The 17,513-nt window shown below is 59.4% G+C and carries 12 protein-coding genes and 1 pseudogene; 7 read left to right on the top strand and 6 right to left on the bottom strand.

The annotated features are described in order from the left end of the window. Together E3T47_RS03355 and E3T47_RS03350 are read right to left on the bottom strand one after the other, a co-directional pair. Positions 1 to 1,746, bottom strand: coding sequence for a sugar ABC transporter ATP-binding protein (locus E3T47_RS03355; protein WP_241981897.1), 1,746 nt, complete (start codon positions 1,744 to 1,746; stop codon positions 1 to 3). Beyond that, the gene (locus E3T47_RS03350) at positions 1,691 to 2,587 is read right to left on the bottom strand and encodes a substrate-binding domain-containing protein (protein ID WP_166805593.1); all 897 of its coding nucleotides are present in this window, start codon (positions 2,585 to 2,587) and stop codon (positions 1,691 to 1,693) included. Before E3T47_RS03350 ends, E3T47_RS03355 begins: the two co-directional genes overlap by 56 nt. A 914-nt stretch (positions 2,588 to 3,501) precedes the next feature. Here E3T47_RS03350 and E3T47_RS03345 point away from each other — a divergent pair. The 7 genes from E3T47_RS03345 (at position 3,502) to E3T47_RS03310 (ending at position 14,743) form a co-directional block, all read left to right on the top strand. Next, the gene (locus tag E3T47_RS03345; RefSeq protein ID WP_134554306.1) at positions 3,502 to 5,490 is read left to right on the top strand and encodes an aconitate hydratase; all 1,989 of its coding nucleotides are present in this window, start codon (positions 3,502 to 3,504) and stop codon (positions 5,488 to 5,490) included. Positions 5,491 to 5,784: 294 nt separating this feature from the next. After that, positions 5,785 to 6,438: a DUF2249 domain-containing protein gene (locus tag E3T47_RS16665; RefSeq protein WP_134554304.1), complete on the top strand. Its 654-nt coding sequence runs from the start codon at positions 5,785 to 5,787 to the stop codon at positions 6,436 to 6,438. A 1,104-nt stretch (positions 6,439 to 7,542) separates the two neighbouring features. Beyond that, positions 7,543 to 8,373, top strand: a complete 831-nt coding sequence (locus tag E3T47_RS03330) for a DUF4238 domain-containing protein (protein ID WP_134554302.1) — start codon at positions 7,543 to 7,545, stop codon at positions 8,371 to 8,373. A gap of 430 nt (positions 8,374 to 8,803) precedes the next feature. Beyond that, positions 8,804 to 10,591, top strand: coding sequence for a DUF262 domain-containing protein (locus E3T47_RS03325; RefSeq protein ID WP_134554300.1), 1,788 nt, complete (start codon positions 8,804 to 8,806; stop codon positions 10,589 to 10,591). A gap of 325 nt (positions 10,592 to 10,916) precedes the next feature. Beyond that, positions 10,917 to 12,935, top strand: coding sequence for an AAA family ATPase (locus E3T47_RS03320; protein WP_134554298.1), 2,019 nt, complete (start codon positions 10,917 to 10,919; stop codon positions 12,933 to 12,935). 1,256 nt (positions 12,936 to 14,191) lie between these two features. Next, the gene (locus E3T47_RS03315) at positions 14,192 to 14,575 is read left to right on the top strand and encodes a PH domain-containing protein (RefSeq protein WP_134554297.1); all 384 of its coding nucleotides are present in this window, start codon (positions 14,192 to 14,194) and stop codon (positions 14,573 to 14,575) included. Positions 14,576 to 14,614: 39 nt separating this feature from the next. After that, positions 14,615 to 14,743 carry an SHOCT domain-containing protein gene (locus E3T47_RS03310; protein ID WP_198416572.1) on the top strand — a complete coding sequence of 43 codons (129 nt, stop codon included), beginning with the start codon at positions 14,615 to 14,617 and terminating at the stop codon, positions 14,741 to 14,743. A gap of 322 nt (positions 14,744 to 15,065) precedes the next feature. Here E3T47_RS03310 and E3T47_RS03305 read toward each other — a convergent pair whose 3' ends face one another. The 4 genes and pseudogenes from E3T47_RS03305 to E3T47_RS16230 all read right to left on the bottom strand — a co-directional run. After that, positions 15,066 to 15,623, bottom strand: coding sequence for a hypothetical protein (locus E3T47_RS03305; protein ID WP_134554293.1), 558 nt, complete (start codon positions 15,621 to 15,623; stop codon positions 15,066 to 15,068). A gap of 84 nt (positions 15,624 to 15,707) precedes the next feature. Further along, a complete protein-coding gene (locus E3T47_RS03300; RefSeq protein ID WP_134554292.1) occupies positions 15,708 to 15,917 on the bottom strand; it encodes an integrase core domain-containing protein in 210 nt (69 codons plus the stop codon). Between the two features lie 13 nt (positions 15,918 to 15,930). After that, positions 15,931 to 17,061: an IS110 family RNA-guided transposase gene (locus tag E3T47_RS03295; protein WP_198416571.1), complete on the bottom strand. Its 1,131-nt coding sequence runs from the start codon at positions 17,059 to 17,061 to the stop codon at positions 15,931 to 15,933. A gap of 305 nt (positions 17,062 to 17,366) precedes the next feature. Then, a pseudogene (locus E3T47_RS16230) lies at positions 17,367 to 17,513 on the bottom strand (IS30 family transposase); the annotation flags it as partial.

Here is a 17,513-nt window from a genome sequence, read left to right as displayed (position 1 = left end):
TCAGTTCTCCTGCGTGCTGATCGGCGTACGGAACTCTTCTTCGCCGTCGATCGGCGACTCGAGTGGGGATTCTTTTGGGACGTTGCTCAGCGCAAGTGCCATGACTACTTCGGGTGTCGCGTCCGCGCGGTTGAGAATCGCACGTTGGAGGCCACCGGACATCACGAGCACGCGGTGCGACAGGCCCAGCACTTCTTCCAGTTCTGATGAGACGACGACGACGCCGACGCCGGACTCGGCTAGAGCTCTGATGGTCTCGTAGATCGTCATCTTCGCTCCGACGTCGACCCCTCTCGTGGGCTCGTCGAGGATGAGCACCTTGGGCTCGTTCACCAACCACTTCGCCAGCAGCACCTTCTGCTGATTTCCGCCGGAGAGAGAGCCCACGGGAATGTCGAGTCGTCCGCGGATGTCAAGGAAGTCTCGCTGTTTGTTCGCGGTAGCCGTCACCTTCTTCTTCGTGATAATTCCGGCTGAGCTCAGCGCCTTCTCCCACGGAAGGGATATGTTTTCTGCACCGGTACGGTCGAGGTTGAGTCCTTGGCCCTTCCGGTCCTCCGGAACCATCGCGATCCCAGCGTCGATGCCCGACCGTGGGTTTCTGATGTGAACGACTTCGCCGTGCACCCGGATCTCTCCGGCATCGGCTTGGTCTGCCCCGGCGATGGTGCGCATGACCTCGGTTCGGCCAGCTCCTACGAGACCAGCGAAGCCGAATATTTCACCGCGACGAACATCGAAGTCGATGCCCGCGAACACTCCGGCCTTGCTCAATCCTGTGACAGAAAGTGCGATCTCGTCGGTGGCGGGCTTTGGCGCCCGATGGGAGAAGACGAAGTCGCGGCCAACCATTGCCTTGACCATCTCGTCTTTGGTTATCTCACTTGCCAACCAATTTCCCACCAACGCGCCGTCCCTGAGGCACACGATCGTGTCCGCGACTTCTTTGATCTCCTCGAGGCGATGGGAGATGTACACGATGCCCACACCACGTTGCCTCAACGCTGCGATTTGGGCGAAAACGTGTTGAGTTTCGGACTGTCCGAGTGAGGCCGAGGGCTCATCGAAAATGATGTACTTCGGTTCGCGGGAGAGGGCACGTGCGATCTCGATTTCCTGCTGCGCTGCAATGGAAAGTCCCGCAACGGGGCGGCGCGGGTCAGTCTGTGAACCGACGAGCTCGAGGTATTTTCTCGCCTCGTCATTGATGCGATTCCGATCGATCACTCCTCGACGACGAGGCAGCCGCCCGATAAAGATGTTTTCCGCTACCGACAGCTCCGGAACCATCCGAATCTCTTGATGGATAAGCGCGACACCATTTTTCAGTGCGTCTGAAGGCCGAGATGGTTCGTAGGGGACGCCGTCAATGGTCATCGAGCCGCCGTCGGCTTCAACTACACCTGCGATAATCGACGACGTTGTAGACTTTCCCGCCCCATTCTCGCCGATGAGTCCGATGACGGTACCGGGCCGGAGCGTAATGTCAACGCCCTTGAGCACAGGGACTCCCCAGTAGCTTTTGGAAAGCCCGGTGCAAATTAGACCCGCAGAGTCTCTGTTCTCCTGGCCGTTGTGAGTTGCTTGTGCAAGTGTCTGTACCACGGTCATCCATTCATCGCGATCGGAATAGAACCGGTGGAAGACGGCATGACGTGGTAACCACGTCTCCCACCGACGGTCTGTTCGACTACTTGAAGTCCGGGCCGTAGAACTTCGCGGGATCGTTGTCAGCGACGTTCTCACCGGTGACGAGCACCGTGTCCTGGTACTGGAGTTCGGGAATGTCCTCGCCGTTTCCCTCGGCGATCTTCACCGCATCCTGCACGGACATTTGACCCATGAGGTACGGCTGCTGCGCCATCGTGGCCTGGGTGAGTCCGTCAGCGACCGCCGTGAACATCGTCGGGAATCCGTCGATACCCACAAAGACCAGGCCGGTGCGGCCTTCCTGCTGTGCAGCCTTCGCTGCGCCCAGAGCCATGGCGTCGCTTTCGCCGAAAATTGCCTTCAAGTTTGGATTCGCGGTCAGGATATTCTGCGCAGCGGTGAATGCCTTGGTCTCGTCCCAACCAGCTGATTCCTGAGCAACGACCTTAACGTCGGGATAGTTCGCCAGTGCGTTTGCGCAGCCTTCGCTGCGCTGCAACTCCGCGGTAGAGCCGAGCGGGCCTTGGAGGATCGCTATATCGCCGGCGCCGCCGAACTGATCGAACATCCAAGTGCATAGCTTCTCGGCCGCGGCGACACTGTCCGTCGCGATGTAAGTTGCAAGTTTGCCGTTGCCGGACTCGGGCTTTTGGTCGACGGCAATGATCGGAATGCCAGCATCGTTGGCCAGCTTGACGCCGGCGGCTGCTGACGTGGCATCTTGGGCGATGAAAATGATGACGTCGACCTGCTGAGTGATCAAATCCTGAACTTGGTTGACCTGCTGACCGGAGTTGTTGTTGGCGGATAGGGTGACGAGCTTATAACCGGCCTCGTCGGCAGCCTGCTCCATGCCGTCCACAGCTGCAACGTAGAACAATGATTTTTGGTCCGCGACTGCGATCCCAATCGTCTTGCCATTCTCGCCACCGCCCACGGATGCGACGGTCGGGGCAAGAGTCGTACTGCAGCCGGTAAACAGCAAAGCGAGCGACAACGCGGCTGCGCAAGCCACCGTACGTGTCGGTTGCAATTTGATGCTGTGCATGAGTTTCTCCTTTGAAACAGTATCTTGCAGGACGCATATTTATTCATTTATTGATCGATCATTCGATCTAAGGTGATTTTGGCATGCCCATGGAAATGTGTCAAGAACCGCCGTCAACGTGGCCCGCTTGCAGAAACACGCTCTCGGACGCCGCTTCCAGATATTCGCCGAGATGGACGAGGAACCGGAGCGCATGTTCCAGAGTCAAAGAAAGACTGGGCTCATCCGGACGCTTCGCGATACCAGCAGAGCCGGAGCAGTTCCGTGTTCAGTTGGCGCTGGGCAATGAAGCGTGCCTGCCAACTCCTCAGCGCCAATGGAGGCCAGCTGCCCTGCTGGTCAGCGCGCGATGCGGCGCAGTCATTTTTGGTACGAGCCTATACAGAGGTCAATACTCGCCCCAACTCCCCGAAAAGTAGACCAACCCGAGCAAGAGAAATCTTGAACGAACGGACAGGGCGCCTCAAAACGGGAGCCGACCTGGTCAAAGCAAAACCGCTCAGCCCTGTATGCCCTGTCTCGATTGTGTGGCTTCTGAGAATCCATGCGTTCCGAGGCAGAGAGGTTGTGAGACATTCACGAGCTACCGCGAGAAAAATCGGAGTTCTCCTTGCGGTAGCTCGTCTGTTCCAGAGCCCCGTCTTCCCGGTCCGTCTTTCCAGTACAGAGGACGTCCATTCTCCCTGGGAAGGCTAGCCTCAGCGCCACGACTGGCCTACCTTGGGGATCAGCGGAATGCCCCGGAGGCCAATCCCTTATCGACGAATGTCGGCGGACACCGCTATCGAGTAAGGAAGCTCCCCGTGGCATACAACGTCGCACAGAAACTCATCGCATCGCACCTGGTCTCCGGGGAGATGGTGCCGGGGACCGAAATCGGCCTACACATCGACCAGACCCTCACCCAAGACGCGACCGGGACCCTGGTCATGCTGGAGTTGGAAGCGTTGGGACTGGATCGCGCGCGCACGGAGATTTCCGTGCAGTACGTCGACCACAACCTGTTGCAGGCCGACAGCAAGAACGCGGAGGACCATGACTTTCTCCGTTCCGCCTGCCAGCGGTTCGGCCTGTGGTTTTCGAAGGCCGGCAACGGAGTGTCGCACCCCACGCACATGCAGCGGTTCGGCATCCCCGGCAAGACGATGGTTGGCTCCGACAGCCACACCCCGGCCGCCGGCTCGTTGGGGATGCTGGCCATCGGCGTCGGCGGCACCGAGGTTGCCCTGGCCATAGCCGGCGAGCCCTTGTACATCAGGATGCCCGAAATCTGGGGCGTGAAGCTCACCGGACAACTGCCGCCGTGGACCAGCGCCAAAGACGTCATCCTCGAAATGCTGCGCCGGCACGGCGTCAAGGGCGGTGTCAATCGGATCGTCGAGTACTACGGCCCCGGTCTCGCCGCCTTGACCGCAATGGATCGGCACGTGATCGCCAATATGGGCGCCGAACTGGGCGCGACCACCACCGTTTTCCCAGCCGATGATCAAGTGCGAACCTTCCTGCGCGCCGAACAGCGCGAGCGGGATTTCACCGAACTGCTCGCGGACGACGATGCGACCTACGACATGACCGAGGAGATTGACCTGGCTTCGATCGTGCCGTTAATCGCGCTTCCCAGCTCGCCCGGCAATGTCGTGCCGGTACGTGAAGTGGCTGGACGCCCGGTGGAACAGGTCGTGATCGGGTCCTCCGCGAATCCGGGCCTGCGTGATTTCGCGATCGTTGCCGCGATCACGAAGGGGCGGCAGTCATTCCCCGGCCTGTCACTCGACGTCAATCCCAGTTCCCGGCAGATTCTGCAGGACCTGACCATCATGGGGGCCACCCTGGATCTGATCGGGGCGGGCGCCCGGCTGCATCAGTCCGGCTGCATGGGCTGCATCGGCATGGGCCAAGCCCCCGCGAATGGAAGCATCAGCCTGCGCACGATGCCGCGCAACTTTCCCGGTCGCTCGGGCACCCAAGAAGACTCGGTTTACCTGTGTTCGCCGGAGACGGGGGCCGCCGCCGCGCTGACGGGACAGATCACCGATCCGCGGGACCTGCCCGCGCTCTTCGGCTTGGAATATCCCCAGATCAGACTTCCGGCGGTGTCGAGCGTGAATCTGACGATGCTCGAGAAGCCCTTACCGCCGGAGGAATCCATTGGGGTGCATCTGGTCAAGGGCGAAAACATCTCCTCGCTGCCGGTCTTCGGACCGCTCTCCGAACACATCGAGGCACCCGTCGCCCTGGTCGTGGGCGATGACATTTCGACGGATGAGATCCTGCCGGCGGGTGCGCGCGTGCTCCCTTTCCGCAGCAACGTCCCCAAGCTCGCCGAATTCACCTTCGACCAAGTCGACCCGACCTACCCGACTCGCGCCGCGCTAACCCGAGATACGACCGGCCACATGATCGTCGCCGGGGCTAATTATGGGCAAGGCTCCTCCAGAGAGCACGCAGCGATCACCCCGCGCTTCCTTGGACTGCGGGTGGTGCTGGCGGTCTCGTTCGCACGCATCCACTGGCAGAACCTGGCCAACTTTGGCGCGCTGGCGCTCCAGTTCGCGGATGCGGCCGATCACGATCGCATCGCGCAGGGTGACGTGCTCGTGCTCGACGGGATCCGGGAGGCTCTCTCGCACGGAACTGAGATCCTCGTGCGCAACACAACCCGGGATGAGGTCTACTCCGTGCAACACGAACTCTCGACCCGGCAGATCGAAATGCTCCTCGTCGGTGGGCTCATCCCGTGGCTGCGCACCCGGAGCGCGCGCGGAGCCGCTGTTCCTGAAGAAACCAAATAGGCCCACGCCGTTTCATTTTGCGGCGAAGTCTCGTTCTCTGACGAGAGCCTGCCCCTCCGGTCAAGCCAACGGACCACCCTTCGTCATCTAATTGACCTTCAACTCAACTGCGGCAGTATGCACCCAGACCGCGCGGAAAACGGAGATCCAGCATTGTGAGATGCTCGAAAATCAGCGGACTCCACGCGCTGGCAGCGTGGCCGGCTCCGAACGGAGAACGGGCGCACTGACCAGCCACGCGCGGCAATCACAGCACCGTTGACACGCGCGCAGTGGTAGCGGAGCATGAGGGAAATGAAAGTTGAGAACGACATGCAGAAGAAGTCGCTCACCGCACTCGTGCGCCACCATCTCAATCACGCACGGGACGCATCCAGTGGTCGCAGCGCGGAGACCGTGTATGGCGGCCACGTGCACGTCCTCCGGCAAACGCTGATCGCTCTTCGTGCCGGACAACGCCTAGGAGAACACGACAACCTGGCTGAAGCGACCGTGCAGGTCCTCGAGGGACGGGTCGTTCTCACCTCGGGTGGCGCATCGTGGTCAGGGTGGCGCGGGGACCTGATCACGATGCCACCGGGCCGCAACTCGCTGGAGGCTGTCGAGGACACGGTTATCCTGCTCACCGTAGCCAAGCTCATCGCTCCGGCGCGGCGTCCTGAGCTGATTGCACTCTGCCAGCCGACGGCAGATGGGACCGTTGACGGGACGACCGCGGGGACGGAAACCATCGTGCTCGACGCCCGCAGCATTCCGCACGCTATCCGGCATGCGGCCGTCTTCGGGGCGCTCGACGCCGTTCTGCCGGGGTTCACCCTGGACGTGATCGAACCGCACGACCCCCAACACATGCTGGCGGAACTTCAGCAGAGTCAGCCCGACACTTTCGACGTGAGCTACATCGAACGAGGCCCGGAGTTCTGGCGGGTGCGCTTCAGCCGCGCCTAACCCTCAGTACGACCCAGGCTCATCTCCTCCAGCAGCGGACGCTCGCGATTCTCGCTCTGTTTGCACCGATCCTCGCCGTACCGCACTGGCTCACGGTGCCGCAGCGAGTACACGTGCCAGCCAAGCTTCAGGTACGGCGGCCCCGTCTGCGTCAGGCGCCAGTCCTCTAGCGTGCGCTCGGGCAGTCGGAGCAACTCACCGAGCTCACGCTGGGTGAGAAAGGTGGGAGTAACTTGCGTCGTCGAGCCCATACCCAACAGGTGCGCGACCGAAGTCGTGAGCAGCCCGCCTGTGCCGTAGTAACTCCGTACCGGACCGGGAAGCAAAGGGCCCGACCCACCCCGCACGGGGTTATTAAGCAGTTTCCGGTCGCAGGCCTTGTTTTAGGCCCGAAAAGAGCGGTGGGCGATAAGTGATTCTGCCGCGGACGCCTGCACCTGCTACAGCTGGGGTACCTGGACTCGAACCAAGAACAAATGATAGGCGTCGGGGTAGTGGTGCGCACCTGCATATGGGGCAGACTTCCGCGGAATTCCGCGGTTCTCATGGACTTTAGTGTACGCGCTGTACGGCGAGATACGGCCTGAATCTGGTCAGATTTTGGGCTTTATGGTGCGTTTGTGGTCACGGCAATACCTTACGTGACCGGCGAATTGCCGTCGGCCTCGACAGCTATCTCAAACGTGCCCTAGTCAATGAGCCCGCAACGTCTGAGATGTGAGTCCAGCGAGCTACCGAACTGCTCCACCGGCACCTCTGGCCACTTTCTGGCGGTTATCCTTCGAAATATCCTAGTCAGATCAGGTTTTCTCGCTCCAGCTGTGTACGGTGGTGTTGCTCGTTTCGCTCACTCTTCGTGATCGCCGAAGCCAGCCCGACCTCGTTTGTGACACTATCGCGCCAACTTTCGCCACGTAAACAATCCCGGCAGTGTGACGATCCGTGCGGAACACTTCGATGCGCTCCCTAAAGACAGACTTGAGCCGATTTAATCGCGCTCAACGTGAGGCGCGTATTTGGTGGGCGCTCGAGATGGACCAGCGACTCGACTAGTCGCGGGCGTTAAAAGTGCTTGACTTGTTCCGAGGGTGAAGGGCACTAACGATGAACGGATCTGGACCGGAAATAGTGCGAAAACAGCACTTGATCTCAAAGGTCCTACTGCGCCGCTTCGCGCGACCAAATGGAGACCTTCTATCGTTCGACCTGAGATACGGCAAGCACCCCCTCACGAAAAATGTGTCATCTATTGCGTGGCGGCAAGACTTCGTTGCTCATCTCCCGAATCAGGCGGAGCGACTTTGGGAATCTGTTGAAGCGCAGCTTCCCACAGCGCTCACTGCCGCTACCGACGGCAGCATGACTGCCCGGGATGAGGACGTGCTGAAGCAGGCGATTGCGCTGCATTTCTTCCGACGTGACGCCACGAAGCTGGCGTTCGATGCAAGCCTCATAAGGTCCTTATCACGCCCGATAGCTGATGTCTCTACGGACAGCGTCACCGGTTCAGATTTGGGCTCCCAGGAATCGCTTCTTCGCAGACATGTGGTCGAATCGTCGGCGGAATGGTTTCAGGAATGCATCGAAGATCTGTTTCGGCGCGGTTCGAAATTAATTCAAACAACTGAGCTCGAAGTCCTCACTGTTTCGGAGGGGGAACTTCTGATGAGTGACCAGGCTGTGCTGTCCTTCACGTCAGATGGTGGCGCCGGGAATCTTCCATTCACCGAAGCAGCCACACATCTCTTGCCGATCGGGCGCCAGCACGCAATAGCGATTGCGCCGAAGTCGGGATCTGTGCTTTTGGAGCAGAAATTTGTGGAACAACTCAATCGCGCGCAAATCGGGGCAGCCGCTTCACATGTCTATTTTCATCCTGAAAGCGGGCTGGAAGAATTTGTGACGTCAGTACGGACCGAGATGATTGGTGGGTGAATTCTTTCTCAATCGACTGCTTCAATCGATACACGAAACACAGTGTCAGAAATACCGTCAGACAAGTTTGCTCCGCGAGCCGGAACCTGCGAAGGCTGCGTTTGAGACGTCGCGCTGCGGCGTTGGCCTCCAGCTCAGACTCATAGATCTCCGGGTCGCTGCGCCGATTGGACTGCAGCTCGGCCCGACCCGCCTCGTTGCGCTCGGCACTGCCGGAATATCTGTTTCGTGCGCTCGGGATCAGCGTCTCGCCTCGCAGCGACCTGGGGGTTCACCTCAGCGCGATGGGCTTCGTAGTAGCGGTTGTAGTAATTGCACACCGTCTCGCGATTCTGGGCTACCGAGCGACGCCCGTTGAAGCTCTAAGCGAGTCTCATCATTACGCTGTTCTTAAGGCCCCTGGCGGCCCGACCCACTGGGAGAGAGAATCATGGCATTTCAGACGCCGAAGACTGTTGAAGAGGTATTGAGGCAGATCGCAGAGCAGAGGTACCTCATGCCTGCCATCCAGCGCGAGTTCGTGTGGGGCACCGACGAAATCATTCAGCTGTTCGATAGCCTGCTGCGCGGCTACCCCGTTGGGTCATTCCTGTTCTGGAAAGTCGAACCGGAGACTACCGATAGCTACGTCTTTTACAGCTTCCTCACCGACTTCCACGAGAAAGACCACCCGTATGCCGTACGCAAGAAAGTGCCGGCCGGCGGCGGAACGACGGCGATTCTTGATGGCCAACAACGCCTCACGTCGTTGAACATCGGCCTGTATGGAAGCCACGCCGTGCGCAAACTCTACGGTCGGGTGGGGTCCACGCATGCGTACCCGGCAAAGCGCCTCTATCTCAACCTCGTCGACTCGACGGGCGAAGAAGAACTCGGGCTGTTATACGATCTCCGCTTCCTCACTCGGGAGGAAGCCAAACCTGTCGATGGCACCCCCGATCGCTGGTTCTTAGTCGGCGACGTGCTCAAGCTCGAGGATGACCCGGTCTCCTACATGGACGAGATTGCGTCACGCCAGATCACCAATGTGCGGGAGGGTGTGCGTCGCCTCGTCGCTCTCTATACCGCCATCCACAAAACCCCCGCGATCAACTACTTTCTCGTCGAGGACCAGGACCCCAATAAGGTTCTAGAAATATTCATCCGCGTCAACAGCGGCGGCCAGAAGCTCACGAAGTCAGACCTCCTGCTCTCCATGGCCACGAATCAGTGGTCGACGGAACCCGGTGCGCGCGAGGAGGTCCGCTCGCTAGTCACCGAGCTCAACGACCTGGGCTTCAACTTCACGAAAGACTTCGTGCTCAAGACCGCCCTCGTGATCGTCGGCGGTGACGTACGATTCCAGGTTTCCAGCATCACCCGCGACAACATCGCCAAGATCGAGGCCAGCTGGTCGGCCATCCGTGAGGCGTTGATCCTCACGGCAACGCTGCTCAAGCAATCCGGTTACTCCGCCAGAACCCTCACTGCCAACAACTCGGCAATCGTCGTTGCGTATTACCTCCACAAGCGCGGCGCCGTTGGTTCCTATCTTGAGTCCTCGCACACAGCGGCGGATCGCGATGTGCTCATTCGATGGGTTACGCGATCTCTTCTCAAGAAGGGTGTCTGGGGTTCGGCCGTGGATACCCTGCTGACACGACTGCGCACAGCCATCGATCAGTCAGTCATTACATTGGGCTTCCCGACCGCCGCGCTGGAGACGGAGATGGCAGTTCTCGGCAAGGCGCTCACGTTCAGTGAGGAGGAGATCGATGAACTCCTCTCGTCCGACTACAACGGCCCGAGAACGTTCGCACTCCTCGCCACTCTGTATCCGGGGCTGGACCTATCCAAGATTTTCCACGAGGATCACATTTTTCCCAAGTCGCTTTTCAGCGCCAAGGCTTTGAGCAAGGCGGGGATCGCCGACGCCGACATTCCCACCTATTTGGAGTCGTTCAACCTGCTCCCCAACCTGCAGCTCCTTGAAGGTACGCGCAATACTGAGAAACTCGCTATGCTTCCCGCGGATTGGATCGAGAAGCACTTTGACTCAACGTCGAGAAGGGCAAAGTACCTAGAGGAGAACGACCTCGACGAGCTTTCGCTGCAGCTCTCGGATTTTCTCGCATTCGTTGACGGACGCAGAAGACGAATCCGAAAAAAACTCGTCGACGACGTCACTCGTCGCCGTGATGCCGAGGCATCGTTCTACTCTCGCGCTGAATCTAGTTGATATCGCCAAGCCTTGGCTCTTGCGAAGGGCGCAAAGGCCCTGCGTCGCTGTCGCAGTTGACGAACCTGAGCGCGACTGATCAAAGGGCAGGGTAAACGCGACGCTCTCGGGCTCGTGACCCGTAGATCCCAGTATTCGTGCGGACGTGCCCGCTCAGCGTCCCGCTAACGGGCACCCTTCTTCCGCTGCACATCGACGGAAGTGCTACCGGAATGGCAGGACTTCGTTAGTGATGCCACTATTGGATCGTTACGCGCGCTGAAATCCAATCCACTGCAGCGGAGCGAACCTAAGGTAGCCTCGGCGGAGTCAATGAGGGAGATTAATGCTGATCACGCGCGCACGAGTCACGAACTACCGGTCCGTCATCGACTCGGAATACTTCGAAGTTGAGCCGCGAAAGACGATCCTTGTGGGCGTAAACGAAGCGGGTAAGACCGCGGTGTTGAAAGCACTACAGTCCATCAACGCAACAGCCGACACTCCTCCCTTGGACTTCCTTTTCGATTACCCGCGTTCACGCCTGAACGAGATCCAGCGGGGCACTAAGACCCCGTCCGAGATCAAGGTTGCTGAGGCCACGTTCGCCCTGAGTGACGCAGACCGAGCGGCTGTTGCATCCAAGGTGCAGCTGGATGAGACGGCCACCATCACTTGGCATAAGTACCTGGACAACGATCTTCGGTATAGCGTTTACGGGTTCCCGAGTTCGCCAACTTTCGGAGACGTTACACAAGATCTCATCAGACTCCGGAGCTACCTGGCTGCACACGACTCGCCGGCATCTCTGCTGACTTTGCTCGATGAGATCGGAACCAACAACGGAAGCGAACCGCTTGCTGGTGATGTTGCAGCGACGATCAAGTCGGCTCTCACCACAGCACTGCCGCTGATTGACGAGGAAGACGGCAAAGAGACAACCCGTTGGGCGAAGATCGAGGAGCTGGCAAGTAAGGGCAGTGCAGTTTCGGAGGCCGTGGCGATCTTGCGGACTCGCATCCCGTTGCTCGTTTATTATTCGACCTATTTCACAGTTCGTCCCCGGATCGACCTAGAGTCTCTCGCCGCACGTCAAGAACGCGGCGATGTCGACAATGAGTACGATTTCGGGAATCTTTGCCTCCTCAAATTATTGGGGTTCACTGCTCGGGAGCTCTCTAGCATGGCGAGCGGGCCGCCGACCAAGCCCAACTACTACGAGACCGATGGCGACGTGCGCAAAGAGCACGATATCGCGGTCGTCGCATATCAGCGAAAGCTCGACAGCCGTCAATATCAGCTGAACGCTGCGAGCGTGACGCTAACTAAAGATCTCAGACGTGTGTGGGGCGACGAGACGCTGCAACTGCGGATCGTCGCAGACGGTCAATACCTCAAGGTCATGGTTGTCGATGATCTCGGCGTTGAAGTGGAGCTTGACCAGCGAAGCGAAGGATTTCGCTGGCTCGTTTCCTTCTTCGTTGTATTCCGTTCCCAGGCACAAGACGACCTTGAGGGGGCAATCCTCTTGCTCGATGAGCCTGGCCTGAGCTTGCACGCATTGAAACAACAGGAGTTTCGCAAGACCATCTCACTGCTGGGAGAAGACAACCAGATCATCTATTCCACTCACTCCCCGTTCATGGTCGGCTCGGACGAGCTTGACCTAGTTCGTATCGCAGAGATGAAAGACCGGGCCGCCGGAACAAAGATCCATTCGCGGCTCCAGGTTGACGATCCGCGTTCCGTGTTCCCGCTCCAAGCGGCTCTAGGGTACGAACTCGCGCAAAGCATGTTTTCCCAGAAGAAGAATCTCGTCTGCGAAGGCGTCACCGATATGTTTTATCTGAACTCGGTGAACGAGGCGTCTACCGCGGAGGGTGCCGCGACGCTCAAGAATTCCCCAGCCATTATTCCGGCTGGAACCGCAAGCAAAGTCGCGTACTTCTGCACGATCTATGCGGGTCAAAGCCTCGAAGTGGCCGCCCTCCTCGACTCGGATGGCGCCGGAGATCTTGCTGCACAGCAAGACGCTCTTGTCGCCCTGTTGCCGAAAAAAGCGGTCCTGCGAGTGGCTGATTTCCTTGCCACTCCCGTCAGCGGGGCTGAGATCGAGGATATGTTCCGGACCACGCTCGCGACAATCGCCAAGAGCCTGGGCTGGGACAGCTCCGCGACCATCTCGGCGCAACCATCGCGGCCAATCATGCAAATCCTGAGTGCCGAGCATGGCAAGCCGGTCTCGAAGTGGAAACTCGCGAAGGCCTTCATGACCTGGATCGGTACGAACGGTTACAGCGCCTTGACTACCGACGAACGAAATGCCTGGTCCAAACTAACTTCCGCGGTCAATAAGGCGCTCTAGTCTCTAGTCTCTACTGGTCTCTGGTCTCTGGTCTCTGGTCTCTGGTCTCTGGTCTCTGCCGCTAACGCCAAAACCGCTGGCTGGACCGAAGCAAGTCGCGGCGAGAAAGTGCCATCTGCTGTGGATCGGTACGATCGGCCGTCGCGGCTTGTAGAGAGCCCGCGCGTCTGACGCTGTGATGTCCAAGGGCAGCATAGCCACCACTCGCGCGCACAACCGCTAAGGTCGCCAGACAACGAAGTCGCGGCCATCGCAGTTATTGCATTCGCATCTGGGCCAGCGCAACTTTTCGTCCCAGAACCGCGCCGAAGACGCAGTAGGACCGGCATAGATCTCCCAATTGGGGTAGTCGTCCACGAGGCCTTCAACAACAATTTGGCCGATGTGAGCTCCGCTGCGCTGCAGGTCCGTGCGGACCTCGATCGTGTCGAGCAAGAGGGCTTGGGGCGCCCGTCGATCACTGTGACTTGAGTACGTTGGGGTGAACAGCAAGCGTGCCACCTCCTCGTCTCCGTCGAACGAGTACGACCGCCACTGGTGATCGGTATGTCCCCGCGAGTGCTCCAACCACATTGTCGAAGTGAAGCCGGGGCCGCCCCCGTAGTTGGGCTGCCATCGTCCGTTGACGAAGGTCGTTTCCGCTGGCACCCACCCAAGTTTGATCATGCGTTGAGTCTTGCAGTTCGACGAGGACGGGGTCGTCGTGCGAGATGGAGAAGCGCCCGTCTTTGTGTCACGGAAGGTTCCCCTCTGGCACGGCCTCAGCGTGTTGGGCAGTTGCGTGGACCAGCCCTAGATCTGTCGCGCTGGAGGACCCGCCTACGGGCCTGAATTCTGGAGCGGTGAGAGACAACAGCCTTTTCCGTGACTTCGACTGTCTTGCGGCGACCCTCCTGGAGACGCAAGGCGAACCTCAGCAGATATCGATGGGCGTGTATCGAGGCGGCAAAACGTGGCCGATCGGGGTTCGCGAAGGTAGCGCGGTGCATGTGTAAGTTTTTCGGCTGGAAAGTGTGAGAACTCCCATTCTTGGAAGAACCTGTCCCTCATTCGGCCAACGTCGCGCTAAACCCAACAAGACACCTAACTCCGAAGAGCTCATAAGACTGAGTCGGTCGCGTGGCTTGACGGATCCAGGCCGCGGATACTTGCAACTCCGGCGAGCACGCGCCCGCGAATGTCGGGGCGAGCCGCGTCGAGTGGACCGACCGTCACCAGTACCCTAGTTTTGGATCAGAATCACGACGGGAGACAAGATGCGGCAAGACACCGATGCAGCGCTGAAGCAGTTCGACGTCAGCACCTTCGGGAGGGGCGGCATCATCAATACGCTTGAAGAGAGGCTAACCCCCGACGAGACAGTGATCTACATCGCACCGACGAACGTGACGGTCACGACGACAGCTACCCGAAAGACCGAGAAGCTCCCGGGTGCAATTGCCTTGACGTCCAGGCGGATTATCTTCACGTATAAGGTGCTGCTGGACCACAAGACGATCTCCGTAGACCTCGCCCAGGTTCAGAGCGTGAACAGCCGAGGCAATGCCATGACGGGTGGTCATGTTGAGGTGCTGACGATGGTCAACACCATCGAGTTCTTGGTCAAGTACAAGAAGGAGACCATCGCGGCGATTCAGTAGGTATTCGAGACGACCATCGCTGCCGCGAAAACCCCGCCGGTGACCGCCGAGCCCGCCCAGACAGACGTGCTGGCTCAAATTCAGAAGTTGTCGGAACTGCAAGCGGCCGGTGTGTTGACGGAAGCAGAGTTCGCGCAGAAGAAGGTGGAGTTGCTTGCGCGGCTTTAGTGAACCACTCAGTGGTACACGGGGTGACGGCGCGCACGGTACGGATGGGGATCCTAGGTGCCACAGAGGACGCGCTCTCGGCCGCTAATTGGCTCGACCCAGTTCTGTCGCGTGGTCGTCCCTCCTGCCAGAGCATTTTACTTTTGGCTGCTGCCCCTGAACCCGTAGTCATCGGCGTGCTGATACCCACGATTAGCCATTAACCCCAGAAGGACAAACGTCTTCGAAACGTGAGGATAATAGCGATTTACGCCCGCTATTGGGTTTAATCCCCAGACCCGACAGGCGGCCTCGCCCGCAATGTGGTTCTCTTCGAACCGCACTACGCCGCGACCTGCGCCTGCAGGCTCAATAGCCTATTGCGTTCCGAAGCCGGCAATGGCTCCTTGAGGAGGTCGCCAAGCAATGAAACGGTGGGAGCCTTGCCGCGCATCCTCAACGAGATCGGGACCATGTACTGCTCGACGAAACGGTAGTGTTCGCTCCATGCACGGGCACCACGCGCCAGCAGCAACGAAAAACCCACCATCACCCACCCGAGATCGAGGCTTTCATCGTCGTCCTCATCGTCGCGAATGTCGCCAGTAAGCTCCCCCATTTTTACTAGGATGTTCCCGATTATCTGGGCGGGTGATGTGGAGTTGTCGCCGACTTCGAAGGATACTTTCATTCCGGCGTACGGGCCGGATTCCGTTCCCAGGACTAGGTCGACGATCCCGTCTTTCGGGCGGATATAGAAGAAAAATGGCTGCGGCGCCATCAATGCCAGTGTGGTGGTGCCATCCACCCGCGTCTTCGTCCACTGGATTTCTACGCCACCTCGAGCCCGCCATTGCTCGAACGCCGAGATAACCTTGCCGCTGCCGTCGAACAGTCCCATCGTCGCTCCGTCTCAACCTCGCAGGACGGCAATCGGCCCGCAGACCACACAGTAGTGGCCTTGCCCCCGGTTAGTGGACACGGGTTAAGCGGCGAGTTGAACTTCCGCGGTGTCTGACGAGTATTGCAGTTCGAAGTCGACTGGGCTGATCTGCCCGATCGCGGAGTGCCGGCGGCGGCGGTTGTAGCGGTCCTCGATCCAGGCGCCGACTTCGCGGGTGGCGCGGTCGCGGGTGGGCCACACTCGGCGGTAGTAGAACTCTGTTTTCAGCGTCGCGAAGAAGCTTTCGGCCATCGCGTTGATGCCCCTATGTTGTCAATTCGTGCTGCGCGGGGTTTTTGTGCTGGTCGGGGATGGTTTTGAGGATGGTGAAGATTTCGCGTGCGAGGTATCGTTTGAGGCAGCGGATGACGTCTCGCTTGCTTTTCCCTTGCGCGGTGCGGTTCTGTAGGTAGTTTTGGGTGGTTTCATCCCACCGAAGTCGCGTCAGCACGATTCGATATAAGGCTGCGTTGGCTTGGCGGTTCCCACCGCGATTGAGGCGCCGCTTCGTCGTTTTTCCTGACGAGAACTCGACCGGGCTGACGCCGCAGAGCGCTGCGAAGGCGGCTTCGTTCTTCATTCTTTCGGGATTGTCGCCGACGGCGATGAGTAGCGCCGCGGCGCTGTCGTAGCCGACGCCGGGGCGGTCCAGGAGCTCGGGCGCGCAGGCCGTCACCGTGCGTGTCATGGCCGTTTCCAGGCGGCGTAGTTGCTCGGTGAGGTGGTAGATGCGGGTGGCGAGTTCACTCATCAGCATGCGTTCGACGGTGCTGGGCAGCAGCAGTGCGCAGGCTCGGCTGAGGGCTTTGGTGCTGAGTCCACGGAGCTGATCGCGCAGTGCTGGCTCTGCGCCGACTACGAGGCCTTTGAGCTGGTTGATCGCGGTCGTTCGTGCCTTCACTGCTGACGATTTCACCAACCGCATTTGGCGTAGGTCTTCGGCGGCACCGATACCTGTTTTCGGCGTCGCCAAGGACCGACCGGCGATGACTGCCCGAGCCGCGGCTTCAGCGTCAACGGCATCTGTTTTCCCGGCTTTGCGCCGCAGGGCTCGGTCTGGCTGATTCACCTCGAACACTTTAACGTTCTGGGTTTGGAGGTACTTCATCAGCGCGGAACCGTACGACCCGGTGCATTCGATACCGGCCGCGTTCACGTCCCCGAACCGGTGGACCCACTCCAAAGTCGCTGCATAGCCATCGCGTGTCGTCGGGAAGCTGTGAGTCGCTAGAAGAACTCCCGTGATCGTCAGGATCGCCGCGACGTGGACATCCTTGTGTGTGTCTACGCCAAGGATCACCCCTTCGCCGTGGAGCGCTGGTCGCGACTTTCGCGGGTGCTTCAGAACAGATGAGCTCATGGCTGCCTTTCGTGGGGTGTTGACGAGCAATTCCACGAGAGGAAGTCAGTCAGGACTGTGACGATCCACGCAGGCAGCGAACGCCCACGGAAAGGCCCCTATTGGGACATGGCTTGGCCAGGTGAAACTTCAGGCACCAGACCCGGTCGCGGCCGACAGATCAACGCAAGGACACGCCGGCGATGAGGCCGGCTGTCAATCCCAACACGGGTCAAGCCGCGACCTGGCCTGATGGGTTGATCGTCTCACAGTCCCAGCAGACCCCGGTGTAGCCCATCGACCGGGTGAAGCCATTCTTGATCGCGAACGCGGTGATCTGGGCCGACGCATATTGGGCAGATTCAACCGGTCGTCGCAACACCGGTGATGACGCTCAATAATAGCTCGTTCATCGCTTCAGCTGGTGTCTTGAATCCGAGTGTTTTGCGAGGGCGTTCGTTCAGGGTTTTGGCCACTCCTTCGAGATCGACGAGCGCGTAGCGGGTGAA

Origin of the sequence: Cryobacterium ruanii, from assembly GCF_004404055.1 — a bacterium.
In the GTDB taxonomy this organism is placed as follows: domain Bacteria; phylum Actinomycetota; class Actinomycetes; order Actinomycetales; family Microbacteriaceae; genus Cryobacterium; species Cryobacterium ruanii.
The sequence above is the reverse complement of the archived record's forward strand: the minus strand, read 5'-3'. Positions and strand labels throughout refer to the sequence as shown.